This window comes from Spirillospora sp. NPDC047418, assembly GCF_040643275.1.
GTDB lineage: Bacteria > Actinomycetota > Actinomycetes > Streptosporangiales > Streptosporangiaceae > Spirillospora.
The window spans coordinates 41,501-68,475 of record NZ_JBEYTW010000021.1 but is presented as its reverse complement, the minus strand read 5'-3'; the positions used below and the strand labels follow the sequence as shown (position 1 = coordinate 68,475).

Sequence of the window (26,975 nt, the reverse complement as noted above, 5' to 3'; positions counted from 1 at the left end):
CGCAGCGAGCCGCTAGGCGAGCCGGAGCGATGCCAGCGATCGCCGCAGCGCCCGCCAAAGGAGGGCCCCCAGGGCCCGATGCCAAGGGCGCTGCAATAGGCACGGCACCCGCGGCCTGACGCGCGAGGAGGTGCTCGACGCCACCCTCGAATTCGCCGAGGAGCGCGGACTGGACGCGGTCAGCATGCGCGGGGTCGCCGACCGGCTGGGCGTCACGCCGATGGCCCTCTACCGGTACGTCGGCGACAAGCAGGGGCTGCTGGACGCCTTGGTCGAGCGCCTGATCCGCGAACTGCCCGACGACGACCCCGGCCTGCCCTGGCAGGACCGCCTCCGCGCGATCGGCACCGGCATCCGGGAGGTGGCGCGCCGCCACCCGCAGGTGTTCCTGCTGCTGTTCACGCGCCCGACCGTGACCGAGGAGGCCCGGCGGGCGCGCGACACCGTGCAGGCGCTGCTGCGCAGCGCGGGCGTGCCGGAGGACGTCGTCTTGCCGCTGCAGCGGCTGCTGGACACGATCGGCATGGGGCTCGCCGCGTCCGAGGCGAACGGGCGCTTCACCGGTGACGCACAGGAGGTCGACAAGGTCTACGCTCTCGCCGAGGACCTCCTCCTCACCGCCATCGAGCGGTACGCGCGGGAGTGATCTGCGTCTCCGCGCGGATACCAACTTTCGAAGTCGCCGCCGAGATCCTTATGCTTCGAGCATGCAGCAGGAGGACGAAACAGCCCGGGTGACCCTGGCTCAAGTGGCGGATCAGGCCGGCGTCTCCATTTCGACGGTTTCGAAAGTCCTCAACGGACGCGAGGACGTCGCCCGCAAGACGCGGCTCCGGGTGGAGCGCCTGCTGGAGCACCACGGCTACCGGCGCGGGTCCCGGTCGGGCCCCGACGCGCCGCTCATCGAGATCGTCCTCCACGAGATCGAGAGCCTCTGGACCATGGAGCTGATCCGGGGCGTGGAGAGCGTCGCCAAGGCCAACGGCGCGAGCCTGGTGCTGACCGAGAGCGGCACCCGGCACTCCCCCGGCCCCGAGTGGATCAGCGGGGTGCTCCGCCGCCGCCCGCTCGGCGTCGTGCTGACGTTCTCCAGCCTGCCCCCGGAGTACAAGAAGCGGCTGCGGTCCCGGTCGATCCCGTTCGTGATCATCGACCCGGCCGGCGACCCGGAGCCGGACGTCCCGTCGGTCGGCTCGGCCAACTGGTCCGGCGGTCTCGCCGCGACCCGGCACCTGATCGACCAGGGGCACCGCCGCATCGCGATCATCACCGGGCCGGCGGACATGCTGTGCTCGGTCGCGCGCCTGGACGGGTTCCGCTCCGCGATGAGCATGGCCGGGCTGGACGTCGAGCCGTCGTATGTATCCTACGGCGACTTCCACGTGGAGGGCGGCTTCGAGCGGGCGGTGGAGCTGCTCGGGCGGCCCGACCGGCCGACCGCGATCTTCGCGGGGAGCGACCTGCAGGCGCTCGGGGTGCTGGAGGCGGCGCGGGTCCACGGGCTGCGCGTCCCGGAGGACCTGTCGGTCGTCGGGTACGACGACGTGGCGGTGGCGCCGTGGGCCAGCCCGGCGCTCACGACCGTCCACCAGCCGCTGCGCCAGATGGCGGAGTCCGCCGCCCAGATCATCCTCGGGATCCGCAACGGGGAGCCGGTCGCGACGCGGCTGGAGCTGTCCACGAGCCTGGTCGTCCGCAAGAGCACCGCCCCGCCGCCCGACCAGGGCTGATACGGGGCAGCGCCGCCCCGCGGCCGGGGCCGGGCCGCGGGGAGGCGCTGCGGGGCCGGTCGGGTCAGCCTGCTGCGCAGGAGACGTCCGGCCAGGTCCAGTTGCCGTTGTGCTGGATGGTGAAACCGAACGTGTTGCCGCTGCCGTTCGGCCGCATCGTCATCACGTTGCCGCTCGCGTCCCACGTCGGCGAGCCGTTCCAGGTCGCGATGATCTTCTGCGGGCTGTGCACGGTCACGGTGGCGATCCAGGTGCTCGTCCCGGAGATGGCGACGGACAGGTTGAACCGGTCGCTCCACTGCTGGCCGGGGGAGATCTGCGCGGTACAGGAGCCGCCGCCGCCGGGAGGCGTCGTGCCCCCGCCACCACTGCCGTCCGGCGCCACGGCCCGGCCGGTGGACGGCGAGATCATGCCGGGGCACAGGTTGCGGCTCCTGAGGTTCGCGACGATCTGCGGGATGGCCTGGATCGTCGTGGCGTAGCCGTCGTGCATCAGGATGACCTGGCCGTTCTGGAGCTGGCCCGCCCGCTGCACGATCTGGGCGGTGGACGCGCCGTTCCAGTCCTGCGAGTCGACGTCCCAGATGACCTCGGTCAGGCCGAGCTGCTGCTCCACCGCCCGCAGCGTGGCGTTGGTCTCCCCGTACGGGGGCCGGAACAGCTTGGGCGCGGTGCCGGTCGTCTGCTGGATCGCCTGCTGCGTCCGCTGCAGCTCGGAGAGCATCTGCGACTGCGACATCTGGGTCAGGTGCGGGTGGGTCCAGCTGTGGTTGCCGATCCACATGCCGGCGTTCTTCTCCGCGTTGACCAGCGCCGGGTTGTTCTGCGCGTTCTGCCCGATGTTGAACAGCGTGGCTCGGACGCCGTTCTGCTGCAGGGTCGACAGCAGCGTGGACGTGAAGCCGGACGTGGGGCCGTCGTCGTAGGTGAGGCCGACGTAGCCCGCGCTGCAGTCGTCGGCGGCGAGCGGGACGGCGGCGCCGCCGCGCTGGGCCGCGAGACCGGCCGTGGCGGACAGGCCCACCAGGAAGGCGGCCGCGAGCGGCAGGACGGCGGCGAGGATCAGCGTGCCGCGGGCACCGGAGGACCTCCTCCGGAACCCGCCGGGCAGGGGAGCGAGCTGGATCATCCGTGTTCCTCCAGGGGGGCGGGGGAACCTCATTGTGGAAACGCCTTCGAAAGGTGTCAATATTTTCTGAGAAACTTTCGTAAGCCAAATCGCGATATCTTCGTGAGCAGTGTCTATGAGTAGACGCTTTCTCCTCGAAACGTTTCGCTGTCACCGACACGTGGTTGGAATTAGTAGACCGGTCTGTCTAGTCTGTGGGCATGGCACCGCGCGGAGAGACGAGAGAGCGGATCCTGCGGACGGCCGCGGAGCTGTTCCAGCGGCAGGGCTACCACGGGACCGGGGTGAACCAGGTCCTCGCCGAGAGCGGGGCGCCGAAGGGTTCGCTGTACTTCCACTTCCCCGAGGGCAAGGAGCAGCTCGCGTCGGAGTCGGTGGCCCTGTCCGGCCGGACGGTCGGCGCGGCGCTCACCGAGGCCGTCCTCGCCGCGCCGGACGGACCGGCCGGGCTCGCGGCCATCGGCGACCACTTCGCGCGCAGCCTGCGCGAGTCCGGCTTCACCAAGGGCTGCCCCATCGCGACCGTCGCGCTGGAGACGGCCGCGGACAACGACACGATCCAGGCCGCCTGCGGCACCGCCTACGACGAGTGGCTGCGGGGCCTCCGCGCCGCGCTGCGCGGCTGGGGCGTGCCCGAGGACCGGGCCGGGCCGCTGGCCGCGCTGGTCCTGTCGTCGCTGCAGGGCGCCATCATGCTCGCCCGCGTGCAGCGGGACGTGTCCGTCATCCACCAGGTCACCCGGCAGCTCGCCGACCTTCTCTGAGGAGTTCCCATGCGCGTCCACCACCTCGACTGCGCCCCCATGCGGGAGATCGAGCCCGCCGACGGGCCCGGGAGCCCGCTGCGGCCCGCGCGTGCCGCCGGTCACGTCCTGCTGGTCGAGACGGACTCGTCCGGCCTCGTCCTCGCGGACGCCGGGATCGGCCTCGGCGACATCGAGCACCCGTCCGAGCGGCTGCTCGACGACTGGGTGGAGATGACCGGGCCGACGCTGGACCCGGCGGCGACGGCCGTCCGGCAGGTCGCGGCGCTCGGGTACTCCCCCGCCGACGTCCGACACATCGTCCCGACGCACCTGCACCGCGACCACGCCGGCGGGCTGAGCGACTTCCCGGACGCTGCGGTGCACGTCTTCGAGGCCGAGCGCGCGGACGGCGGCAAGACCCCGGCCCAACTCGCCCACGGCCCGAAATGGGTCGCCTACGAGGACGGCGAGGGCGAGACCTGGCACGGGTTCGACGGCGTCCGCGCGCTGGACGGCGTGGCGGAGGAGATCCTGCTCGTCCCGCTCGGCGGGCACACGCCGGGACACGCGGGCGTCGCGGTGCGCGACGGCGACCGGTGGCTGCTGCACGCCGGGGACGCGTACATGTACCACGGCGAGGTCGACCGCCCCGAGCCCGTCACGCATCCGCTGATGGAGCTCGTCCAGGCGGGCGGCGAGGTCGACCGGGAGCTGCGGCTCGACAACGTGGCGCGGCTGCGGGAGCTGGCCCGCGGCGGCGACGTCGAGGTGTTCTGCGCGCACGACCCGTGGGAGCTCGCCCGCTACCGCTGAGACGGGCCCTGCCGCCGGGACAGCCCCTACCGCTGGGACAGGCGGTGGGCGAGGGCGGTGTGGCGGCGGCCCGCGCCGGCGGTGCGGACGGCGGCGGCGAGGGCACGGCGCGAGCCGACCAGCACGACCAGCCTCTTCGCGCGGGTGATGCCCGTGTAGAGGAGGTTGCGGCGCAGCATCATCCACGCGCCGGTGGTCAGCGGGACGACGACGGCCGGGTACTCGCTGCCCTGCGACCGGTGGATCGTGATCGCGTAGGCGTGGGCGAGTTCGTCCAGCTCGTCGAAGCCGTAGTCGATGCTCTCGTCCTCGTCGGTCAGGACGGTGAGCGACTGCTCTTCGACGTCGACCTTCGCGACGACGCCGACCGTGCCGTTGAAGACGCCCGCCTCTCCCTTGTCGTAGTTGTTGCGGAGCTGGGTGACCTTGTCGCCGACGCGGAAGACGCGGCCGCCGTAGCGGCGTTCGGGCCGGGAGTCGTCGTGCGGGGTCAGCGCCTCCTGCAGGAGGTTGTTCAGCGAGCCCGCCCCGGCGGTGCCCCGGTGCATGGGCGCGAGGACCTGGACGTCGCGGCGCGGGTCGAGGCCGAACTTGCGCGGGATCCGGTTGGCGACGACGTCGACGGTCAGCTCGGCGGCCTCGTCCTGCTCCTCGCACGGGAACAGGAAGAAGTCGTTGTAGCCGCGCGTGTGGGGGTGGTCGCCGGCGTTGACACGGTGCGCGTTGACGACGATTCCGGACTCCTGCGCCTGCCGGAAGATCTTCGTGAGCCGGACGCGCGGGATCACCTCGGCGCCGAGCAGGTCGGCGAGGACCTCGCCCGCGCCGACGGACGGGAGCTGGTCGACGTCCCCGACGAGCAGCAGGTGCGCGCCGCGCGGGATCGCCTTGACCAGCTTGTTCGCGAGGATCAGGTCGACCATGGAGGACTCGTCGACCACGACCAGGTCGGCGTCGAGCGGGTTGTCCTGGTCGTACTTGGGGTCGCCGCCGGGCTGGAGCTGCAGGAGCCGGTGGACGGTCGCGGCCTCGTGCCCGGTCAGCTCGGCGAGCCGCTTGGCGGCGCGCCCGGTCGGCGCCACCAGGACGATCTTCGCCTTCTTCGCGGCGGCCAGCTCCACCACGGACCGGACGGTGAAGCTCTTGCCGCAGCCGGGGCCGCCGGTCAGCACCGCGACCTTGGCGGTGAGCGCGAGCCTGACGGCCTCCTCCTGCTCGGCGGCGAGGGCCTGGCCGGTGCGCCGCCGCAGCCACGGGAGGGCCTTGTCCCAGTCGACGCCGGCGAACGCCTTCAGCCGGTCGGTGGGCGCGTCGAGGAGGTCGAGGAGGCCGCGGGCGAGGGAGCGTTCGGCCCGGTGGAACGGGACGAGGTACACCGCCGGTATCGTCGCGGCGTCCTCCCCGTCCCCCGGGATCGGCTCGCGGACGACGCCCTCGTCGGCGGCCAGCTCGTCCAGCGCCGGGACGATCAGCTCCCGCGGCACGCCGAGGATCTTCTCCGCCGCCGTGACGAGGTTCGGCTCGGGCAGGAAGCAGTGCCCGTCGTCGGCGCCCTCCGACAGCGTGTACTGGAGGCCCGCCTTGATCCGCTCGGGGCTGTCGTGCGGGATGCCGACGGCCTGGGCGATCGTGTCGGCCGTCTTGAAGCCGATGCCCCACACGTCCGACGCGAGCTGGTACGGCCGCTTGCGGACGGTGTCGATCGACTGGTCGCCGTACTTCTTGTAGATGCGGACGGCGAGGGAGGTGGAGACGCCGACGCCCTGCAGGAAGACCATCACCTCCTTGATGGCCTTCTGCTCCTCCCACGCGTCCCCGATCCGCTTGCTGCGCTTCGGGCCGAGCCCGCGGACCTCGACGAGCCGGCCGGGCTCCTCCTCGATGACGCGGAGGATGTCGGTGCCGAAGTGCCCGACCATGCGGTCGGCCATCACCGGCCCGATCCCCTTGATCATCCCGGAGCCGAGGTAGCGGCGGATGCCCTGGATCGTCGCCGGCAGCACGGTCGTGTACGCGTCGACCTCGAACTGCCTGCCGTACTTGGGGTGCGAGCGCCACCGGCCGGTCAGCCGCAGGCTCTCCCCCACCTGCGCGCCGAGCAGCGCGCCGACGACGGTGAGCAGGTCGGGCCCGCTCTTGGCGGTCGCGACGCGCGCGACCGTGTAGCCGGTGTCCTCGTTGGCGTAGGTGATCCGTTCCAAGACCGCGTCAAGCTGCGCCGGCCGCGGCGTGGCGTCGGGGTTCGGGGAGGTCGACACGATCACCATGATGGACGATCCGGATGCGCGTACTGGGAGGTAACGCCGGTGTTCCGCTCCCGAACCAGGGCAATGGCGGCGTTGAGCGCCCCCGCCCTCGCACTCACCATGGCCGCCGCCCCCGCCGCGGCCTCGTCCCCCGCCGGGCACGAACCGATCGCGGGCTTCACCGACGCGCACGCCGCATGGCAGCGGCAGTACGAGAGGCTGTTCGGCGCCGTGCCGTCCGCGAAGGCGGCCCGCGCGCTGGACGCCGAGCTGTCGGCCGAGCCGGGGCTGGCCGCGACGACCGGCGACCGGCATCGCGTGCAGCGCATCGTCCGGCATCTCCGGTCGTACGGGCTCAAACCCGAGATCCGGACGTACTACGCGTACCTGTCCATGCCGCGGCGCGTGAAGGTCGAGATGACCGCGCCCAGGTACCGCGACCTGCCGGTCAAGGAGAAGAAGAGGCCCTGGCAGAAGCACTACGACGGGGTCATCCCGGCGCACAACAGCTTCTCGCCGTCCGGGGACGTCCGGGGCGAGGTCGTGTACGCCAACTACGGACGACCGGAGGACTTCGAGCTGCTCGCGAGGAACGGCGTCTCGGTCAAGGGCAGGATCGTGCTCGTCCGGTACGGGTCGGTGTTCCGGGGCATCAAGCCGCGCGAGGCCGCCAGGCGCGGCGCGAAGGGCGTGCTGATCTACTCCGACCCCGCCGACGACGGGTACGGGCGCGGCCCGGTGTACCCGGACGGGCCGTGGCGGGCCCCGGACGGCATCCAGCGCGGCAGCATCGCGCAGATCCAGCTCGCGGCCGGCGACCCGCAGACGCCCGGCTGGCCGGCGGTGAAGGGCGCGCATCGCATCCCGCCGTCGCAGGCGCCGATGCTGAAGGGGCTCATTCCGACGGCGCCGATCTCCTACGGCGCGGCCGAGCCGCTGCTGCGCTCGCTCACCGGTGCGGAGGCCCCGAAGGACTGGCAGGGCGGCCTGCCGTTCACCTACCGGATCGGGCCGGGCGGCACGAAGGCGCACCTCGATCTGCAGAACACGTTCCGGGTGCGTCCGCTGTGGGACGTCACCGTGCGCATCCCCGGCAGCGAGCACCCCGGGCAGGAGGTCATCCTCGGCGCGCACCATGACGCGTGGGCGTACGGCAGCGGCGACAACCTGTCCGGCGCGGAGAACGTGCTCCAGGTAGGGCGCGCGCTGGGCAGGCTCCTCAAGAAGGGGTGGCGGCCCAAGCGGACCATCGTCCTGGCCACCTGGGACGGTGAGGAGTACGGGCTGTTCGGCTCGACCGAGTACGCCGAGCAGCGCGCGGACCGGCTACGCAACGCGGTCGCCTACGTGAACATGGACGGTGCCGGAGGCTCGGACTTCGGCGCCGCGGCGACGCCCGCGCTGGACCAGTCCGTCATCGACGCGTCCAAGGAAGTGCCCTGGCCCGGCACGGACGGGACGCTGTACGAGGCGTGGAAGGCGCAGAACGACGGCGGGACGCCGATCGACCGGATCGGCGGCGGCTCGGACTTCCAGGCGTTCTTCCAGCGGTACGGGGTCCCCGCGATGGACCTGGGCTCGTCCTCGACGGGCAGCTCCGGGAACTACCACTGCGCCTGCGACGACTTCTACTGGATGTCGCACTTCGGCGACCCGGGCTGGGAGTACCACGCGGCGATGTCGCGGCTGGTCGGCATCGCGGTGCTGCGGCTGGCGAACGCCGACGTCATCGCGCTGAAGTACCGCCCGTACGCGGTGGAGACGGCCCGGTACCTGGACGACTTCACGGCCGAGCAGCGCAAGCGGCTCGGTTCCGTCGTGGTGGACGTCTCGCGCGACATCGCGCAGGCGAACGCGTGGCGGCGTGCCGCCGAGGCGCTGCGGGCACGCGCGGACGAGGCGCTCCGCAGGGGCGACACGGCCGCGTTCCGCCGCCTCAACGGCAAGATCATGCAGACCGAGCGGGACCTGCTGACATCGGCCGGGCTTCCGGGCCGTCCCTGGTACCGGCACCAGATCTACGCGCCCGGCATCGATACCGGGTATGCCACGCAGCGGCTTCCCGCGCTGAATGACGCGCTGTTCACCGACCACGACGTCCGGGCGGCGAAGGCGTACGAGGCGCGGCTGTACGCGAGCCTGCGCGCCGCGACCCGCACCCTCAGCCCCTGACGCCGCCGGGTGTCGCGCCCGCCGACACCTCCAGCACGCCCGTCTCGGTGACCAGCGCGGTCACGAGGCGGGCGGGCGTGACGTCGAACGCGGGGTTGAACGCGCCCACCCCCTCGGGGGCGGTCCTCGCGCCGCCCCAGGTCAGCACCTCGTCGGCGGGACGCTCCTCGATGGGGACGCCGGCGCCGTCGGGAAGGGCCAGGTCGACGGTGCTCCACGGCGCGGCGACGACGAGGGGGATCCCGGCGGCGTGGCAGGCCAGCGCCACGCCCACCGAACCGATCTTGTTGGCGGTGTCGCCGTTGGCGGCGATCCGGTCGGCGCCGATGACGGCGACGTCGGCGAGGCCGCGCAGGATCGTGCTGGGCGCGGCGCCGTCCGCCTGGACGACGCACGGGATGCCGGCCCGGTCGAGTTCCCAGGCGGTGAGCCGCGCGCCCTGCAGCAGCGGGCGGGTCTCGTCGGCGTAGACCATCTCGACGCGGCCCCGCCGGTGCAGTTCCCGGACGACGCCGAGCGCGGTCCCCCAGCCTGCGGTGGCGAGCGCGCCGGCGTTGCAGTGCGTGAGGACGCGCAGGGGCCGGTCGCCCGCGCGGTCCAGGATCCAGCCGGCGCCGAAGGCGCCGATGGCGCGGTTGCCGCGGACGTCCTCGTCCAGGAGCGCCTGCGCCTCGGCCGCCACCGCGTCGGCGCCCTTGCCGGCGAAGGGCAGGACGCGGTCGACGCCGGCCGCCAGGTTCACGGCCGTGGGCCGGGCTTCGCGGATCCGTGCGATCGCGGCGTCGCGCGCCGCGTCGTCCCATCCCTCGCGGGCCGCCTCCAGGACGGCGATGGCGACGCCGAACGCACCCGCGACGCCCAGCGCGGGGGCTCCGCGCACGACCAGCCGCCGGATCGCGTCCACCAGCGTGCCGACGTCGCGCGCCACGACGTACTCGACGCGCCACGGCAGGACGGTCTGATCCAGCAGGAGCAGCCCGTCGCCCGTCCACTCCAGGGTCCGTACGTCGCTCGTCATACGACCAATAATGCCCGCAAAATTCCCCGAACCCCCACGCCACCGGGCGTTCCACCCGCTGCGACTCCGCTGCGTGACCTGCGATAACTTGACACAGGTCGAACTTGTGTTCGAAATTGTGCAGGGGACGTGAGAGAGGAGGGCGAGGGTGCCGGAGGCCGCGCTGCGCGAGCTCTCGGCGGTGCTGGACTCGGCACCCCGGGAGACCGTACCCGTGCTGCCCGCGCTGCGGCCCGTCCTGCCCGGCGGGGGCCTGCGGCCCGGCTCGGTCGTCGGGCTCGGCGGGCTCGGCGCCGCGTCCCTCGGCCTCGCGCTCGTCGCGGGCGTGTCCCGGCACGGCGGTACGGACGGCACCGGCGGCTGGTGCGGCGTCGTCGGCGTCCCCGGCTTCGGCGTGCTCGCCGCCGCCGGGATGGGCGCGTCCCCGGAGCGCCTCCTCCTCGTCGACGCCCCGGGCGACCGGTGGCCGGACGTGGTCGCCGCCCTCGCCGAGGCCGTCGAGCTGATCCTGCTGTGCCCGCCGGAGCGGCCGGGCGCCGCCGCCGTCCGGCGGCTGTCGGCACTGGCCCGCAAGCACGGCTGCGTCCTGGCGCTGACCGGCGCGTTCGCCCGCGACTGGCCGGGCACCCGGCTGCGCCTGCGGCTGGACGAGGCCGCCTGGGACGGTCTCGGCGACGGCCACGGGCGGCTGACCGGACGGCGCGTCCAGGTCACCGCCGAGGGCCGCGACGCCCCCGGTGCCGGTCGCAGCGCCCGCCTGTGGCTGCCCGCCGCCGACGGCACGGTCAGGCCGGACGAGACCGTGCGCCGGCCCCTGGAGCTGGTGTCCGCCGGCGGGCCCGTGCATCCCCGGCCGTCCGGTGTTCCGCCGCTGGTGCGGGTGGCGGAGGAGGAGGGAATCGCATGACGCGGGTACTGGTCGCGTGGTGCCCGGACTGGCCGGTCACCGCCGTCGGGATCGACGCGGCGGCGGCCGGGGCCGTGGTCGCGCAGGGCCGGATCGCGGCGTGCTCGGCGGCGGCGCGCGCGGCGGGGGTGCGGCGCGGGCAGCGGCTCCGGGACGCGCAGCGGCGCTGCCCCGACCTGGTCGTCCGGGACCGCGAGCCGGACGCCGAGGGGCGGCTGTTCGAGGAGGTCGTGGCGGCCGTCGCGGAGCTGACGCCGCGCGTCGAGGTCGTGCGGCCGGGGCTGTGCGCGATCGCGGCGCGCGGGCCGGCCCGCTTCTACGGCGGCGAGGAGGCGCTGCGCGTCCTGGTGCAGGACGCGGTCGTCGAGGCGGGGCACGACTGCGGTTCCGGCGTCGCGGACGGGCTGTTCGCGGCGGAGCTGGCCGCGCGGTCCGGGGACGGCGGCGTGGTGGTGCCGGAGGGCGGCGCGGCGGCGTTCCTCGCGCCCTACCCCCTGTCGGTGCTCGATCGCCCGGAGCTGGCCGACCTGCTGCGGCGCCTCGGGATCAGGACGCTCGGCGACTTCGCGGCGCTGCCGTCCGGGCACGTCGCCGGGCGGTTCGGACCGGACGGCGCCCTCGCGCACCGGCTGGCGCGCGGCGAGGAGCCGCGGCCGCTCGCGCCCGTCCGGGGCGCGGTGGACCTGTCGGTGCGCGGCGACTTCGACCCGCCCGCCGAGCAGGCCGAGCGGGTGGTGTTCGCGGCGAAGCGGCTCGCGGTCGAGCTGCACGAGGGCCTCGCGGCGGGCGGGCTGGCGTGCGTCCGGCTGGAGGTCGCGGCCGGGTTCGCCGACGGGCAGGTGCTGCGGCGGCTGTGGCGGCACGAGGGCCTGTCGGCGCTGGCGGTCGCCGAGCGGGTGCGGTGGCAGCTGTCGGCCCGGCAGGGGGCCGGGGACGAGGCCGTCTGGGGCGGTGTGACATGGCTGGAGCTGGCGCCCGACCAGATCGTCCCGGACGCGGGGCGCCAGGAGTCGCTGTGGGGCCGGACGGCCGTCACCGACCGGATCGCGCGGGCCGCCGACCGCGTCCAGGCGCTGCTCGGGCATCGCGGGATCACCCGGCCGGTGCTCGTCGGCGGCCGCGGGCCCGGTGAGCGGATCGTCCGGGTGCCGGTCGGCGATCTGGCTCCGTCCGGCCCGGCCGAGGAGCCGTGGCCCGGACGGGTGACGGGGCCGGCGCCGGCGGTCGTCCCCGGGGCGCCGCCCTCCGCCGAGCTGGTCGACGCCTCCGGTGCGACGGTGGTGGTGTCGGCGCGCTGCGAGGTGTCGGCGCCGCCCGCCGCGCTCGTGCTCCGCGGCCGCCGCGCGGCCGTGACGGGCTGGACGGGCCCGTGGCCCGCCGACGAGCGCTGGTGGGACGCGGACGCGGCGCGGCGCCGGGCGCGGTTCCAGGTCACCACCGACGACGGCGCCGCCTACCTCCTCGCCGTCGAGGGCGGCCGATGGCACGTCGAGGCCGTCTATGACTAACTGGCACAACCCGCCGATCTCGTGGCGGGAGTTCGAGGAGCGGCTGTCGTGGCGGAAGACTGAGCGGGCGCCCGACGAGCCGCCGCCGGCGGAACCGCAAGCGGAACCCGAGGTGCCGCGCCGCGCCGACGGCGAGGTGCCGTGGGCGGAGCTGCACGTCCACTCGTCGTTCAGCTTCCTGGACGGGGCCAGCGACCCCGCGTCGCTCGTCGCGGAGGCGGCGCGGCTCGGCGTGGAGGCGATGGCGGTCACCGACCACGACGGCATGTACGGGGCGGTGCAGTTCGCGCAGGCCGCGCACGACGCCGGGATCGGGACGGTGTTCGGCGCGGAGTTGAGCCTCGGCCTGCCGGGCCCGCAGACCGGGGAGCCCGACCCGGCGGGGCGGCATCTGCTGGTCCTGGCGCGCGGCGCCCAGGGGTACGCGCGGCTGTGCTCGGCGATCACGTCGGCGCAGCTCGCGGGCGGGCGCAAGGGCCGTCCCGTCTACGACCTGGACGCCCTGGCCGGTGCGCACGACGGCCACTGGGCGGTGCTGACCGGCTGCCGGAAGGGCCCGGTCCCGGCGGCGCTGGAGGCGGGCGGCCCGGACGCGGCCGAGCGCGAGTTGCGGAACCTGATCGCCATGTTCGGCCGCGGCAACGTGTTCGTCGAGCTGATCGACCACGACCAGCCGGACGACGACCTCCGCAACGACGCCCTCTTCGCGCTGGCAGGACGCGTCGGCGTCGACGTCGTCGCGTCCAACAACGTGCACTTCGCGGCGCCGGGGGCGGACGCGCGGCTGGCGCAGGCGCTCGCCGCCGTCCGCGCGCGCCGCGGCCTGGACGACATGGCCGGCTGGCTCCCGGCGGGTGGCACCGCGCACCTGCGGTCCGGCGCCGAGATGGCGCGGCGGCTGGCGCGGTTCCGCGGCGTCCGGGAGCGGACCGTCGCGCTCGCGCGCGAATGCCTGTTCGGGTTCGACGTGGTCGCGCCCCGGCTGCCCGACTGGCCCGTCCCGGACGGGCACACCGAGGCGACCTGGCTGCGGCACCTGGTGCAGGAGGGCGCGCTCCAGCGGTACGGGCCGCCCGAGCGGGAGCGGGAGCCGGGCGCGTACGCGCAGATCGCCAAGGAGCTGGACGTCATCGAGCAGCTGCGCTTCCCCGGCTACTTCCTGATCGTCCACGACATCGTCGAGTTCTGCCGGCGCGCGGGCATCCTCTGCCAGGGGCGCGGCTCGGCGGCGAACTCGGCGGTCTGCTACGCGCTCGGCATCACGGGCGTGGACGCCGTCCGGCACGGGCTGCTGTTCGAGCGGTTCCTGTCCCCCGGGCGGGACGGGCCGCCCGACATCGACCTCGACATCGAGCACAGGCGCCGGGAGGAGGCCATCCAGTACGTCTACGCCAAGTACGGGCGGGAGTGCACGGCGCAGGTCGCCAACGTCATCAGCTACCGGCCGCGGATGGCCGTCCGGGACGCGGCCCGCGCGCTCGGCTTCTCCCCCGGCCAGCAGGACGCCTGGTCCAAGGGCATCGACCCGCGCGACCCGGTCGGGCCGGAGTCCGGCATCCCGGCGCCGGTGCTCGACCTGGCCGACCGGATGCTGAAGCTGCCCCGGCACCTCGGCATCCACTCCGGCGGCATGGTGATCGCCGACCGGCCGGTCGGGGAGATCTGCCCGATCGAGTGGGCGGCGATGGCGGGCCGCAGCGTCCTGCAGTGGGACAAGGACGACTGCGCGGCGGCCGGCCTGGTGAAGTTCGACCTGCTCGGCCTCGGCATGCTCGCCGCGCTGCACGACTGCTTCGACCTGGTGGACGAGCACCACGGCCGCCGCTACGACCTGCAGTCCGTCCCGCCGGACGACACCCTGGTCTACGACATGCTGTGCGACGCCGACACGGTCGGGGTGTTCCAGGTGGAGTCGCGGGCGCAGATGGCGACGCTGCCGCGGCTGCGGCCGCGGGAGTTCTACGACCTGGTGGTGGAGGTGGCGCTGATCCGGCCGGGGCCGATCCAGGGCGGGTCCGTCCACCCCTACCTGCGGCGCCGCAAGGGCGAGGAGCCCGCCGTGTGCCCGCATCCGCTGATGGAGCCCGCGCTCGCCCGGACGCTCGGCGTGCCGCTGTTCCAGGAGCAGATGATGCAGCTCGCCGTCGACTGCGCCGGGTTCACGCCGGCGGAGTCCGACCAGCTCCGGCAGGCGATGGGCGCCAAGCGCGCCCCCGAGCGGGTGGAGCGGCTGCGGCGCCGGCTGCTGGACGGGATGGCCGGGCGCGGCATCCCGTCCGACATCGCGGAGAGCGTCTACGAGAAGATCCTCGGCTTCACCGGGTTCGGGTTCCCCGAGTCGCACGCGCAGAGCTTCGCCCACCTCGTCTACGCGAGCGCCTACCTGAAGCGCCACTATCCGGCCGCGTTCACCGCCGCCCTGGTGCGGAACCAGCCGATGGGCTTCTACAGCCCGCAGAGTCTTCTTTCGGACGCCAGGCACCACGGTGTCGTGGTCAGGGGTGTGGACATCAACGCCAGCGACGTCCACCCCACCCTTGAGGAGGCCATCGAGGTCGTCTCCGACCATCCGCACGCGCCGGGCGAGCCCCAGCCGGCGATCCGGCTCGGCTTGTCCGGTATCCGGAACCTGGGCGACGAGGCGGCGGAGGCGATCGCGGCGGGACGTCCCTACGCGAGCATGGAGGACCTCGCCCGGCGCGTGCCGCTGTCGGGCGGAGCGCTGGAGGCGCTCGCGACGGCGGGCGCGTTCGACGGGCTCGGCCTGTCGCGGCGCGCGGCGCTGTGGGCGGCGGGCGCGCTGGCCGGTTCCGGGCCGGGGCAGCTGGAGAGCGTGACGCCGGGCGCGGCGGCGCCGGCGCTGCCCGCGATGACGCCGATCGAGGAGACCCTCGCCGACCTGTGGGCGACCGGCGTCTCCCGCGTCCATCCCGTCGCGCACGTCCGGGAGGCCCTCGACGAGCTGGGCGCCCTGTCGTCCGCGCGGCTCGCCGCCACACCGGGCGAGACCAACGTCGTCGTCGCCGGGCTCGTCACGCACCGGCAGCGGCCCCCGACCGCCGGCGGCATCGTGTTCATGACGCTGGAGGACGAGACCGGGATCATCAACGTGGTGTGCCCGCCGCAGGTGTTCCAGCGGCACCGGGGCCTCGCCGTCGACGCGCAGGCGCTGCTGGTCGGCGGGCGGCTGGAGCGCGCCGACGGCGTCGCGAACGTCCGCGCGACCCGGCTGCGCCGGCTCCCCGTCCCCGGCCGCGTCAAGTCCCGCAATTTCCATTGACTAGTAAGCGGGGGGAGCCGCGCCTTTGGGCGTGGGGGAATCGCTTCCCTGGGCTGCTCTGACCTCGGCCGCCTCCGTGAGTCTGCACGTTGGCCTTGTGACGCGCAAGGTTCGCCGGTACTCCGGTGGCGTGCATGACTTGGGGCTGCATGTGGTGTGGTGCCCGAAATATCGCCGCCAGGTTCTGGGTGGACGCGTCGCGGTCCGGCTGCGAGAGCTGATCGAGCAGAAGGCCACCGAGAAGGGCTGGGAGATCATCACCCTTGAGGTGACGCCGGATCACATCCACGTGTTCGTCAAGCACGGGCCGAAGTCTTCCGCCTCCTACGTCGCCAACCAGTTCAAGGGGTTCACCTCGCGTGTGCTGCGGGAGGAGTTCCCGCATCTGAAGTCGCGGATGCCCACCCTGTGGTCGTCGTCCTTCTTTGTCGCCTCGGTAGGCGCCGTCTCGGCGGACACGGTGGAGAAGTACATCAGCACCCAGTGGGAACGCCCCCGGATTAAGGGGCATAAGGCGAAAGAGGCCAAGCGTGCACCGCGCGTATAAGTTCCTCCTGCGCCCCACCGCCCGTCAGCGCCAGGCACTCGAAGAGATGCTGCGGGATCACTGCTCCCTGTACAACGGCGCGTTGCAAGAACGCCGCGATGCCTACCGGCACATCTCGAAGACGAGCATCAAGAAGGCCGGAGAGAAGCCGGGCTATCCCCGCTTCCGGGGAGTGAACTGGTTCGACACGGTGGACTTCCCCAAGGACGGCGACGGCTGCCGCTGGGACTCCACCCCGCACGACCCGGTGACCCGAGTCCGCTTCCAAGGTGTCGGGCACGTCCGTGTGCACCGGCACCGTGCGGTCCTCGCCTGCGACCACGTGCCCGCCGAACCGCTACCCCCCACCGGCGCCGTAACCGGCATCGACATGGGCGTCAATCACTTTCTCACCACGTCCGAGGGCACCCACGTGGCCAACCCCCGGCACGGAAAGCGCAACGCCGAAGCCTTGGCCGAAGCGCAGCGGGCACTCAAGGCGTTCCCGCGCCGGAAGCGGGAGAACCGTACGGCCAAGCACCGCCGAGCGTCGGAGAAGGTCGCCAAGCTGCACCGCAAGATACGCAGGCAGCGCACTGACCACGCGCACAAGACCGCGCTGGCGCTGGTCCGCGACCACGACCGGATCGGGCACGAGCGCCTGAGCATTGCGAACATGGTCCGCGCACCCAAGCCGAAGCCTGACCCCGAACAGCCGGGCGCGTTCCTTGCGAACGGCGCCGCCTCAAAGGCCGGGCTCAATCGAAGCATCCTTGACGCGGGTTGGGGGGTGTTCCTGGGCATCCTCGCGCACAAGGCTGAAAGCGCCGGTCGTGTATTGATCGCCGTGGACCCTCGCAACACCTCCCGCACCTGCCCCGAATGCGGGCACGTGGCCGGCGAGAACCGCAACGGCGAAAAGTTCCAGTGCACCGTGTGCGGGCACATCGCCCACGCTGACCGTGTGGGCGCCTGGAACGTAGCGCTCAGGGCCGGGCTGGTCCTTCCCGACGTGGCCTAGCCACCGACAGGAGAAGCCTCCGGATTTATCAGGGGAGGAGTGACTGATCCGCGGACGCTAGAACCTGGGGCCGCCCTCTGTCATCGTAAGGAAAAGCTGGGGCCGCGTGCCGCCGTGGGGGCGGCCGCCAAGACGCGGCTCGCGGAGAAAAGGTGATCCCCATGGACGGGCCGCGAGCCTCCTCCCTGCGCGAGCTGCGGCCGGACGACCCCACCCGGATCGGCCGGTACCGGATCGAGGCCAAGATCGGCGAGGGCGGGATGGGCGCCGTCTACCTCGGCCGCGGCGAGGACGGGCGTCCCGTGGCGGTGAAGGTGGTCCGCGCCGAGCTGGCCGGCGACCGGACGTTCCTGGCCCGGTTCCACGACGAGGCCGCCAACGCGCAGCGGGTCGCGTCGTTCTGCACCGCGCAGGTCCTCGAACACGGCGAGGACCTCGGCCTCGCCTACATGGTGACCGAGTACATCGACGGGCCGTCGCTGCTGGACCACGTCGCCGAGAACGGCGCGCTGTCGCCCGGGATGCTGCACGGCGTCGCGGTCGGCGTCGCCGCCGCGCTCGTCGCCATCCACAGCGCCGGGCTGGTGCACCGCGACCTCAAGCCGAGCAACGTCCTGCTGTCCATCTCCGGCCCCCGGGTGATCGACTTCGGGATCGCGCGGGCGCTCGACATGGTCTCCTCCCACACCCGGACCGGGCAGGTCGTCGGGACGCCCGGCTGGATCGCGCCCGAGCAGATCACCACGCAGCAGGTCACCACGGCCGTGGACGTGTTCGCCTGGGGCTGCCTGGTCGCGTACGCGGCGAACGGCCGCAACCCGTTCGGGCAGGGCTCGTTCCAGCTGCTCGCGGCCCGCGCCGTGCACGCCGAACCGGAGGTCGGGGACCTGCCGCCGTCGCTGTCCGGGCTCGTCCAGGCGGCGCTGCGCAAGGACCCCGGTGCCCGGCCGAGCGCCCGCGACCTGCTGCTCGCCCTGGTCGGCGGCGGCGGCGAGGCCGCCGTGACGACCGAACTGGGCGAATCGTGGACGTCCCCGCCCGCCGACGACCCGGGCACCACGTCCCGCGACGTCTCCACCTCACCCCCACCCACGCCGCAGCAACCCGTCCCGCAGCAAAGCAGGCAAAAGCAACGCGGGCAACAGCAACGCACGCAGCAGCAGCAGCCGGCGACGCCGCAGCCTGTGCCGTCGGAGCCGGTAACCCGACCGGTGTACGAGCAGCCGACCGAGCGGGAGTACGCGGTGCCGCCGCCCGTGCTTCCGACGGCGCCGGGCGGACGGGCGGCGCGCTCCGGCCCGTCCCGCCGCGCCGCGCTCGTCGCGTCCGCGGCGGCGGCGGCGGTGCTCGCCGCCGGGGCCGTCGCGGGCGGGATCTACTACTTCGGCCGGCCGTCCGGGAAGGCGCAGAACACGGCCACCGGGTTCCCGTCCGCGCCGATGGTCGTCCGCATCGACACGGCGCCGGGCTGGCCGAAGCAGTGCCATGCCGACCTCGGCCTCTACACGCCCGGCGAAGCCTCCGCGAAGACGCTCGTCGGCGGGCCGCACTGCGACATGCTGCCCGAGCGGTCACCGGACGGGAAGAGCATCGCGTTCACCCGGCAGAGCGCCAAGTCCGCCGAGGCGTGGGTGGTGAACGCCGACGGCGGCGGTGCCCGCAAGGTCGCCGACGTCCAGCGCGGCAGCCGGGTGTCCTGGTCCCCCGACGGCACCCGCCTCGCGTTCATGGCGCAGAAGGACGGCGTGCGGCAGATCTTCACCACCACCCTCGACGGCCACTCGGTCACCCAGCTCACCACCGACGACTCGTTCAAGGACGACCCGATGTGGTCGTCCGCCGGCCGGCTCGTCTTCTGGAGCAGGCGCGACGGCACCGAGCAGATCTACACGATGGATCCGGGCAGCGCCGGGTCCGCGTGGACGCGGGTGACGACGGACGGGGTGCGGTCGGTCGACCCCGAATGGTCCCCCGACGGCTCGAAGATCGCCTTCACCCGGGGGCCCGACGAGCACAGCACGATCTGGGTCGTGAACGCGGACGGGACGGGGCTGCGCGCGGTCACCACAGGCACCGACGACGACATGGACCCGGCCTGGTCCAGCGACGGCCGCTGGCTGTGCTACGTGCGCGGCGACGTCGCCGACCCGGTGATCCACGCCGTCCGGGCGGACGGCACCGGCGACCGCGTCCTCACCCCCGGGGGCCTCGTCCTCGGCCACCCGGACTGGTCCTGACCGGCTTCGGCGGGTGCCGGCCGGGCGGCGCGGCCGCTAGCCGGTGATCATGTCGAGGCGGCGCAGGATGACGCCCTCGCGCAGCGCCCACGGGCAGATCTCCAGCTCGGTGAGCTGGAACAGGTCCATCGCGGCGTCCGCGACGATCGCGCCCGCGAGCAGCTGCTGGGCGCGGCTCTCCGACACGCCGGGCAGCTCGGCGCGCTCCGCCGACGGCATCGGGGCGAGCTTGTCCGCCCAGTCGGTCACGTCGGTGTCGCCCAGGCTGCGGCGCTGGTACGGTCCATCGGCGGTCGGCGCGGCGCCGGCGATCCGGGCGAGCTGCTTGAACGTCTTGGACGTGGCCACCGCGTGGTCGGCGGGCCCGTAGCGGGCGACGTCCCCGACGTGCCGCGCGATCTCCGCCCGGACGTGCCGGCGCAGGTCGCGGATCTCCTCGGGCGGCGGCGGGTCGGCGGTGAACCGGTCGCGGGTGAGCCGGCCCGCGCCGAGCGGCAGCGAGATCGCCACGTCCGGCTCCTCGTCGATGCCGGTCGCGATCTCCAGCGAGCCGCCGCCGATGTCCACCACGAGCAGCCGCCCCGACGACCAGCCGAACCAGCGGCGGACGGCGAGGAACGTCAGCCGCGCCTCCTCCTCGCCGGACAGCGCGCGGATGTCGATCGAGCGGCCGTCCCGGATGCGGGCGAGGACGTCCTCGCCGTTGGCGGCGTCGCGGACGGCGGAGGTCGCGAACGCGACCAGGTCCTCCACGCCCTTGTCCTCGGCGACCCGCAGCGCCTCGTCGACGAAGTCGCGCAGCAGCGTCTCGCCCTCCTCCGACAGGCGGTCGGAGCCGTCGAGGTGGGTGGCGAGCCGGAGTTCGGCCTTGTGGGAGTATGCGGGCAGGGGCCGGGCCCCCCGGTGGGCGTCGACCACCAGCAGGTGCACGGTGTTCGAGCCCACGTCCAGCACGCCGAGTCGCATGTGCGTGACGCTACCCGACGGCCTCCGGCGCGGTCCGGGCGCCGTCCGGTGCCGGTACCGGCTACGGTGGCGGGCATGGACCCGGGATCACAGCGGCGATGGCGTGTACCGCCAGGTCACGTGGCGGTCAAGTGCGCCGCGGCGGCGGCCGTCACGGCGCTCATCGTCCTCTACAGCCACGACCCCCAGTTCCTGCTCCTCGCGGCGGCCGCGGCGCTCGGGCTGAACGCGCTCGCGCTGCGCGACCTGGTCGCCCCGGTCCGGCTCGCCGCCGACGGGGACGGGCTCACGGTCGTGTCCGGCTACGCGGGGCACCACCACATCGGCTGGGACGAGGTGCGGACGATCCGGGTGGACGAGCGGCGCCGGCTCACGCTGAACACCCGGATGCTGGAGATCGAGACCACCGACGACCTGCACCTGCTCAGCGCGTTCGACCTCGGCGCCGACGTCCACGACGTGGCCGACGAGCTGTACCGGCTGCGCGCCCGCACGAACCGCTAGCCCTCCGGGGGCTCGTCCGGAAGCTCGTCCGGTAGCTCGTCCTCGGTCGGGAAGGAGCTCTGCGCGCCGCGCCCCCGGACGGCCGCGGCGCCCGCCCGGGTCGCGTACCGGGCGGCGTCGCGCAGCGCGTCGCCGCGGGCGAGGCGCAGGCAGAGCGCGGCGGTGAAGGCGTCGCCGGCGCCGGTCGTGTCGACCGCCTCGGTCCGCGGGGACGGGATCGCCGTCGTGCCCGCACCGTCGGCGACCACGACGCCGCCGGCGCCGAGCGTGACGACGACGGAGCGGGGCCCCGACTCCGCCAGCGCCGCGGCCGTCCCGCGGGCACCGCCGCGGGGGTCGCCGCGGGCGCCGCCCAGCAGGAACGCGGCCTCGTGCTCGTTGACGACCAGGGGGTCGCAGCGGGCGAGCAGGGCGTCCGGGACGGGCGCGGGCGGCGACAGGTTGAGCACGACGCGCCCGCCGGCGCCGGCCGCGGCGCGGGCGGCGGCCGCCACGGCGGGCAGCGGCACCTCCAGCTGGAACGACACGACGGCCGCCCCGGCGATCATCGCGCGGGCGGCGGCGATGTCGGCCGGGCCGAGCCGGGCGTTGGCGCCGGGCGAGACGATGATGCTGTTGTCGCCGTCCGGGCCGACCGTGATCAGCGCGACGCCGGTCGGCACCCCGGGCGTCGTGGCCAGGTGGGCGAGGTCCACGCCGGCCGCGGCGAGCGCGCCGCGCAGCAGCGCGCCGTGCCCGTCGTCGCCGACCCGCCCGACGATCGCGGCCCGGCCGCCGAGCCGCGCCGCCGCGACCGCCTGGTTGGCGCCCTTGCCGCCCGGATGGACGGCGAGGTCGGAGCCGAGGACGGTCTCCCCCGGCGCGGGCCGCCGGTCGACACCGACCACCAGATCCGCGTTGACCGACCCGACCACGACGACGTCCCAGCGCTCACCCACGGTCCCACCCACTACACGTGCGGCGGCGGGTTCCGCAACCGCGCCCGGTCACACCGGTTCCAGTTCGGCCAGGTCGACGACCTCGGCGAGTTCCTCCACCGACGGGTAGTAGCCGCGTCCGACCAGCCTCCCTCCCCGCGTCACCAGGAACGCGCCGTCCCCGCGCACGCCCGCGTGATCCGCCAGAACCCGGTGCGCGCCCGTCAGCCGCACCGCCGTCACGCGCAGCCCGCCGGGGCCCGTCCAGCTCCCCCGATCATCCCCCATGCACGGAACGTTACGTGCACTCACGTTGCGTAGTGCGTCCGGGTTCGGCGTTCGTGTTGCCCGCACGCGGCCGGTGGCACGATCATGACCCGGTGACCGACTTCTCGGACGGGTCCACCGCCGGCCTCGACACCGCCTCCCCCAACGTGGCGCGCATGTACGACTACTGGCTCGGCGGCAAGGACAACTTCGCCGCCGACCGGGAGGCCGCCGAGCGCGTCGTGGAGATCTCCGGCGGGCGGGTCGTGCGCGGCGTCCGCCTCAACCGGGCGTTCCTGCAGGCGGCGGTGCGCGGCGCCGCCGAGGCCGGCGTCCGCCAGTTCCTCGACCTCGGCTCGGGGCTGCCGACGCGGGAGAACGTGCACGAGGCCGCGGCGACCGCGGCCCCGGAGGCGCGAACCGTCTACGTCGACCACGACCCCGTCGTCTGCGCGCACGGCCGGGCCCTCCTCGCGGGCACCGCGAACGTGGGGTTCGCCGAGGCCGACCTGCGCCGCCCGGACGACGTGCTCGGCCAGCCCGCCGTCCGCGACATGATCGACTTCTCCGCGCCGGTGGCGGTGCTGCTGGTGTCGGTGCTGCACTTCGTGGCCGACGCCGACGGCCCGCACGCGCTGGTCGCCCGCTACCGGGACGTGCTGGCGCCCGGCAGCCGGCTGATCCTGTCGCACCTGGCCTCGGACGCGTTCCCCGAGCAGATGGCGCGGGCCGAGCGGGTCTACGAGGGCGCGAGCGCGCGGCTCGGCGCCCGCCCGAGCGCGGAGATCCGCCGCTTCTTCGACGGGTTCGAGCTGCTGCCGCCGGGCCTCACCGGCCCCCGCGCCTGGCTGGGCGACACGGACCCGGACGGCGAGCAGTTCGCCGGCCTGGTCGGCACGGCCGAACTGCGCCCGCCGTCCACCGGGAAAGCGGCCGGTACCGGCCGCTGAACGAGCCACATGCCCTAGAAACACGCCGACGATGCCGCGGTAAGCGGGACCGCGCCGCCTGCTGGACGGCCTGCTCAGCCTCGGGCACCGGGAGCTGCGCCGCGCCCGCGGCGAGTTCCACCGCGGCGTCCGGCAGATCCTCGACGCGCACTCCGGTGTTCAACGCGCTGCAGAAGAACACCGACGTGCGGGTCAAGGCGACCGCGAAGCCCGCCGGCTCCGCGAGCGCGCGGGCGGCGCGGGTGAGCCGCGGGTCGTTCACCAGGGCCGGCTCGCTCTTGGGGAAGCCGCACCAAGGGCGCACTCGGTCCGGCTTCGGTCCGGATAGGCGGTTTCGGCCGAAACTACGGCTGTCCCCGCCAGGCGCTCTGGTCGCGGGTGATCTGCTGGAAGGCGTCCTTGAAGGCGGTGTACCGCTCGCCGCCGAGCGTCCGGCGGTGGCGGGCCTCGATGGCGGCGAGGATGGCGCGGGCCTTGGCGATCTCGTCCAGGCCGTGCTCGGTGGGCACGACCAGCTTGGCGCGGCGGTCGGCGGGGTCGGGTTCGCGGCGGACGTACCCGAGCCCGGCCAGCTCGTCCACGATCGTGCCGACGATCTGCTTGTGCTGGCCCGACCGGGCCGACAGCTCGGTGGCGCGCATCCCCTCGGCGTCCAGGAAGGCCAGCACGGTGCCGTGCCGGGGCCGGACGTCCGGATGCCCCTGCTCGGCGAGCCGCTCGAACAGCTCCTCCTGCAGTCCCCGCATCAGCCGGCCCGCCAGCATCCCGAGATCGGGCTCCCGCCCCCTGCCCTCCGCCTGCACGTTAGTCACGAACATTGACCATACAGGGGCCGCGCCCGCACGTCAGGCCGCCCCCGGCACCACTACGCCTCCCTCCCGATCACCGTGGTGCGGCCGGAGCCGACCGGGCCGATGGTGAGGAGCCGGCCGGTCGCGTCCCGGCCCGTGGTGCGGGGCGCGCGGGCGTGGGGTCCGGTGACGCGGAGGGCGCGCGGGTCGCCGTCGCCCAGCTCGACGACGATGCGCGCGGACGTGTTGGGCGGCACGTCCACGTCGAGGCGGTAGCGCTCCTCCCGGTTCAGCGCGACGGAGACCGGGCCGCGGATCGTGGGGACGCGGCCCCTCATCCGGGCCAGGCCGCCGGGGCGGGGCCGGATCTCGATCCCGGCGGCGCCCGGCGCGGTGACCCGCACGCCGAGGACGTGGCGCGGGATGGCATTGGCGGGCGCCGAACCCCAGGCGTGCGAGAACGTCATGTTGGACTTGAGGGACGGGTCCCATGCCTCGGCCACGATGGTCGCGCCGAGGTCGTCCATCATGTGCAGCCAGGAGTTCATGCCAGCGGCCGTCATCAGGCCGATCGCGGCCTCGGCCCGGCCGGTCGCGAACAGGGCGTCCAGCAGGAACTGCGCGCCGTAGACGCTGACCTTCATCCCGCCGCCGGCCAGGGTCGCGCCCAGGGCGCGGAGGACGGGGTCGGGGACCGTGCCGGGGCCCGCGACGCCGAGCGCGACCGGGTACGCGGTCGCGTGCTGCGCGCTGTGGGTGGTTCCGATGCCGTCGGCGAACCGCCCGCTGGACGCGTCGAGGAGCTTCTCGCGCATCGCGGCGGCCAGCCTGTCGGCGTACCCCTGCCACGTCTTCGCGTCGCCGGTCTTGCCGAGGACGGCGGCGATCTTCGCCATGGCGGCGAACGCGGCGTACTGGCACGCGTTCACGACGGTGTTGACGTCGGTGAACACGTAGCCGTCGCGGTTGGACACCGGCCAGTCGACCAGGTCGCCGAGGTCGCGGCTGGACGACCCGGGGTCCTTGTGGACGAGCCCGTCGTCGCCGAGATACCTCGTCAGGTGCTTGGCCGCGAGGATGTCGTAGTCGGCGGCGAGCTGCCCGGGGTCGCCGGTGTGCAGGTAGTCCTCCCAGGCCGACATGACGTTCATCAGCCGGTACTCGGTCGGCCAGGTGTGGTTGCGCGCCAGGTACGCGTCGGACGCGCGGGCCAGCGCGAACGAGCGCTGCACCCCGTACTCCGACGCCTGGTTGATGAGCGCGTCACCCTCGTAGGGGCCGCGTTCGCGGGTCGGCGTGTCGATGTAGAGGTCGCCGCGCGTCGCCTCGATCGAGTACCGGCACAGCTCGTACACGCGGTCGAGGTCGCGGCTGGAGCTGGAGAACGACGCGTCGGAGTCGCGCCAGGCGGCCCGCCAGGCGCGTCCGGTGACGGCCTCCGAAAGGTCGAGGTCGTCGTCGCAGACGAGCTGCGCGTAGCGGAAGCCGCGGTAGCCCCAGTGCTCGATGGTCTGGCGTCCGTCGCGGAGCGTCCAGGTCTCCTGGTAGGTGATGCCGGCGCGGAGCGCGTACCGGACCGTCCCGTCGCCGTTCAGCTCCTCGCCGAGCCGGACCTCGACGGTCTGCCCCGCCCTGCCGCGCACCGACAACCGCAGGCCGCCCGCGATCTCCCGTCCGAGGTCGACGAGCCAGGTCCCGGGCGCGACCCTCCGGACGGACGCCGGCCGCACGTCGTACAGCCCGACCGGCTCGATCAGCGCGGGCTCCAGCCCGTCGATGGCCGCCTTCACCGCGGCCGGCGCCCACCGGGAGTCGTCGAATCCGGGGCGCGTCCATCCGACTGGTTCCCGCCGCATGTCCCAGTACTCCTGGGGGCCGACGTAGTATCCGGACCCGACCGTCCCGCCGTCGGGCAGGAGCCCGGCCTGGCGGCGCGCCTTCCATCCCGGGCCGCTGCCGACGGTGGTGGTCGACCCGTCGGCGTAGGTGATGACGAGTTGCGCGAGGAAGCGCTTGTCCTCGGTGGTGAACGCCAGGGCGGCCAGCGCGTTGCGCCGTCCCGGGCGCAGCGCCTCCGTGATGTCGTAGGAGTGGTAGCGCGGCGCGCCCGCCCCGCCGCGCATGGACGCGAAACCGGCCACCTCGCCGTTGACCCAGACCTTCGCCGGATACTGCCGGATCGGCGACGGCGACTGGGCGGCGACGTGCAGGATCGCCGCCGCGATGCGCTCGCGCCTCGGAGTGAACTCGGTGCGCAGCAGCGCCCAGTCGTCATCGGCCGACCCCGCCGACGACAGCGTCGACTGGCCCTTGCCGAGCGTCAGCGCACCGTCCGCGACCGTTCCGGCGTTGAACGTGCCCCGGCCACTGGTGAAGTCGTCGTCGATGACGGTCGCGCCGTCGGCGGCGGTGAAGGTGACGCGGTCCCACACGTTCGCCTCGGTGGAACCGTTGCGCATCCCGACCGTGCCGGTGCGATACGTGGCGTCGGTCGTGGTGTCGACCTCGGTTCCGTCGATGGACGTCGTGAACGTGGAGCCCGCCATCTCGACGGTCACGTCGTACCAGCGGCCCGTCTCCACGGGGATGGGGAGGCGCTTCTCCTCCAGCACCCGGTAGGCGCCGTTGACGCAGACGTGCTTCTTCAGCACACCGGGCGTCCCGGCGCGGAGCTGCCACAGGTAGTTCGCGCTCGTCCCGGACGCGCGGAACCACAGGCTCGCCGCGACCGAGGTGATCCGCACGCGGGCCGCGAGGACCCCGTCACCCGGCGCCGGGGCGGCCGGGACCCAGACCGGTTCGGCCGTCCAGCCGGCGACGCCCGTGGCGAGCAGGGCGGGCTCGGACCAGCGGGACGGCCGGTGGCCGTCGAACGTCCGGACGCGCCACCAGTACGCGGTCTGCGGCGCCAGTCCCGGGCCGCCGTAGGCCACGGCGACCGACGCGGCGGACGCGACCCGGCCGCTGTCCCAGTGGCGCGGCCCGTGCTCCAGCCGGGCCGGGGTGGTGGCGAACTGGACCTGGTAGTGCGTCTGCTCCGTGCCGGGGCCGAGGTCGGCGACCTGCCAGCTCAGCCTCGGCCTGGGCGCCGTGACGCCGAGCGCGTCCGGCAGCAGCGACGTCAGCAGCCCGGACGGTGTGCGCGCCGCCGGTGGTGCCGCCGAGGCGGCGCCGGGCGAGCCGAGGACGACCGCGCCCGTCACACCGGCCGCCGACGCCCCGAGGAAGTGCCGCCTGCTCATCCCGC

General features: G+C 74.0%; 21 protein-coding genes. 13 read left to right on the top strand and 8 right to left on the bottom strand.

Annotation, left to right across the window (positions count from 1 at the left end):
- Positions 1-130: 130 nt before the first annotated feature.
- Both ABZ806_RS16080 and ABZ806_RS16075 read left to right on the top strand, forming a co-directional pair.
- Positions 131-646: a TetR/AcrR family transcriptional regulator gene (locus ABZ806_RS16080; RefSeq protein ID WP_500218053.1), complete on the top strand. Its 516-nt coding sequence runs from the start codon at positions 131-133 to the stop codon at positions 644-646.
- A gap of 61 nt (positions 647-707) precedes the next feature.
- Positions 708-1,730: a LacI family DNA-binding transcriptional regulator gene (locus ABZ806_RS16075; protein WP_500218052.1), complete on the top strand. Its 1,023-nt coding sequence runs from the start codon at positions 708-710 to the stop codon at positions 1,728-1,730.
- Between the two features lie 64 nt (positions 1,731-1,794).
- On the opposite strand, the gene ABZ806_RS16070 is transcribed toward ABZ806_RS16075, so the two are convergent.
- Complete coding sequence (locus ABZ806_RS16070) at positions 1,795-2,859, bottom strand: polysaccharide deacetylase family protein (protein WP_500218051.1); 1,065 nt, start codon at positions 2,857-2,859, stop codon at positions 1,795-1,797.
- A gap of 200 nt (positions 2,860-3,059) precedes the next feature.
- On the opposite strand from ABZ806_RS16070, the gene ABZ806_RS16065 reads away from it, so the two are divergent.
- Together ABZ806_RS16065 and ABZ806_RS16060 are read left to right on the top strand one after the other, a co-directional pair.
- The gene (locus tag ABZ806_RS16065; RefSeq protein WP_500218050.1) at positions 3,060-3,623 is read left to right on the top strand and encodes a TetR/AcrR family transcriptional regulator; all 564 of its coding nucleotides are present in this window, start codon (positions 3,060-3,062) and stop codon (positions 3,621-3,623) included.
- 9 nt (positions 3,624-3,632) lie between these two features.
- Positions 3,633-4,418 carry an MBL fold metallo-hydrolase gene (locus ABZ806_RS16060; RefSeq protein ID WP_500218049.1) on the top strand — a complete coding sequence of 262 codons (786 nt, stop codon included), beginning with the start codon at positions 3,633-3,635 and terminating at the stop codon, positions 4,416-4,418.
- 26 nt (positions 4,419-4,444) lie between these two features.
- Here the strand turns inward: ABZ806_RS16060 and recD2 are convergent, their stop codons facing one another.
- Entirely contained in the window at positions 4,445-6,676 is a 2,232-nt protein-coding gene (gene recD2, locus ABZ806_RS16055) for an SF1B family DNA helicase RecD2 (RefSeq protein ID WP_500218048.1), read from the bottom strand.
- 81 nt (positions 6,677-6,757) lie between these two features.
- Between recD2 and ABZ806_RS16050 the strand changes: the two genes are divergently transcribed.
- A complete protein-coding gene (locus tag ABZ806_RS16050) occupies positions 6,758-8,836 on the top strand; it encodes a M28 family peptidase (protein ID WP_500218047.1) in 2,079 nt (692 codons plus the stop codon).
- Here ABZ806_RS16050 and mtnA read toward each other — a convergent pair.
- Positions 8,826-9,854, bottom strand: a complete 1,029-nt coding sequence (gene mtnA, locus ABZ806_RS16045) for an S-methyl-5-thioribose-1-phosphate isomerase (protein ID WP_500218046.1) — start codon at positions 9,852-9,854, stop codon at positions 8,826-8,828. The two genes, ABZ806_RS16050 and mtnA, sit on opposite strands and share 11 nt — an antisense overlap.
- 148 nt (positions 9,855-10,002) lie before the next feature.
- Between mtnA and imuA' the strand changes: the two genes are divergently transcribed.
- From imuA' to ABZ806_RS16015, 6 genes are all read left to right on the top strand, one after another.
- Positions 10,003-10,761, top strand: coding sequence for a DnaE2-dependent mutagenesis accessory factor ImuA' (imuA', locus tag ABZ806_RS16040; protein ID WP_500218045.1), 759 nt, complete (start codon positions 10,003-10,005; stop codon positions 10,759-10,761).
- The gene (locus ABZ806_RS16035; RefSeq protein WP_500218044.1) at positions 10,758-12,269 is read left to right on the top strand and encodes a DNA polymerase Y family protein; all 1,512 of its coding nucleotides are present in this window, start codon (positions 10,758-10,760) and stop codon (positions 12,267-12,269) included. Before imuA' ends, ABZ806_RS16035 begins: the two co-directional genes overlap by 4 nt.
- The gene (locus ABZ806_RS16030; protein ID WP_500218043.1) at positions 12,262-15,549 is read left to right on the top strand and encodes an error-prone DNA polymerase; all 3,288 of its coding nucleotides are present in this window, start codon (positions 12,262-12,264) and stop codon (positions 15,547-15,549) included. Before ABZ806_RS16035 ends, ABZ806_RS16030 begins: the two co-directional genes overlap by 8 nt.
- Before the next feature lie 97 nt (positions 15,550-15,646).
- Positions 15,647-16,096 carry an IS200/IS605 family transposase gene (tnpA, locus tag ABZ806_RS16025; RefSeq protein WP_500218042.1) on the top strand — a complete coding sequence of 150 codons (450 nt, stop codon included), beginning with the start codon at positions 15,647-15,649 and terminating at the stop codon, positions 16,094-16,096.
- Positions 16,080-17,096 carry an RNA-guided endonuclease InsQ/TnpB family protein gene (locus tag ABZ806_RS16020; RefSeq protein ID WP_500218041.1) on the top strand — a complete coding sequence of 339 codons (1,017 nt, stop codon included), beginning with the start codon at positions 16,080-16,082 and terminating at the stop codon, positions 17,094-17,096. The genes tnpA and ABZ806_RS16020 overlap by 17 nt, the downstream gene beginning before the upstream one ends.
- A gap of 161 nt (positions 17,097-17,257) precedes the next feature.
- Positions 17,258-19,333, top strand: coding sequence for a protein kinase domain-containing protein (locus ABZ806_RS16015; protein WP_500218040.1), 2,076 nt, complete (start codon positions 17,258-17,260; stop codon positions 19,331-19,333).
- A 36-nt stretch (positions 19,334-19,369) separates the two neighbouring features.
- On the opposite strand, the gene ABZ806_RS16010 is transcribed toward ABZ806_RS16015, so the two are convergent.
- Positions 19,370-20,299, bottom strand: coding sequence for a Ppx/GppA family phosphatase (locus ABZ806_RS16010; protein ID WP_500218039.1), 930 nt, complete (start codon positions 20,297-20,299; stop codon positions 19,370-19,372).
- A 75-nt stretch (positions 20,300-20,374) separates the two neighbouring features.
- Here ABZ806_RS16010 and ABZ806_RS16005 point away from each other — a divergent pair, with 75 nt between their 5' ends.
- Complete coding sequence (locus ABZ806_RS16005; RefSeq protein ID WP_500218038.1) at positions 20,375-20,803, top strand: PH domain-containing protein; 429 nt, start codon at positions 20,375-20,377, stop codon at positions 20,801-20,803.
- Here ABZ806_RS16005 and ABZ806_RS16000 read toward each other — a convergent pair.
- Together ABZ806_RS16000 and ABZ806_RS15995 are read right to left on the bottom strand one after the other, a co-directional pair.
- Positions 20,800-21,741, bottom strand: coding sequence for a ribokinase (locus ABZ806_RS16000; RefSeq protein WP_500218037.1), 942 nt, complete (start codon positions 21,739-21,741; stop codon positions 20,800-20,802). The two genes, ABZ806_RS16005 and ABZ806_RS16000, sit on opposite strands and share 4 nt — an antisense overlap.
- Before the next feature lie 48 nt (positions 21,742-21,789).
- The gene (locus ABZ806_RS15995) at positions 21,790-22,008 is read right to left on the bottom strand and encodes a hypothetical protein (protein ID WP_500218036.1); all 219 of its coding nucleotides are present in this window, start codon (positions 22,006-22,008) and stop codon (positions 21,790-21,792) included.
- A gap of 92 nt (positions 22,009-22,100) precedes the next feature.
- Here ABZ806_RS15995 and ABZ806_RS15990 point away from each other — a divergent pair, with 92 nt between their 5' ends.
- The gene (locus ABZ806_RS15990; protein ID WP_500218035.1) at positions 22,101-22,937 is read left to right on the top strand and encodes an SAM-dependent methyltransferase; all 837 of its coding nucleotides are present in this window, start codon (positions 22,101-22,103) and stop codon (positions 22,935-22,937) included.
- A 344-nt stretch (positions 22,938-23,281) separates the two neighbouring features.
- Here the strand turns inward: ABZ806_RS15990 and ABZ806_RS15985 are convergent, their stop codons facing one another.
- Together ABZ806_RS15985 and ABZ806_RS15980 are read right to left on the bottom strand one after the other, a co-directional pair.
- Entirely contained in the window at positions 23,282-23,749 is a 468-nt protein-coding gene (locus ABZ806_RS15985; protein WP_500218034.1) for a MarR family winged helix-turn-helix transcriptional regulator, read from the bottom strand.
- A gap of 53 nt (positions 23,750-23,802) precedes the next feature.
- Complete coding sequence (locus ABZ806_RS15980) at positions 23,803-26,970, bottom strand: family 78 glycoside hydrolase catalytic domain (protein WP_500218033.1); 3,168 nt, start codon at positions 26,968-26,970, stop codon at positions 23,803-23,805.
- Between the last annotated feature and the right edge of the window lie 5 nt (positions 26,971-26,975).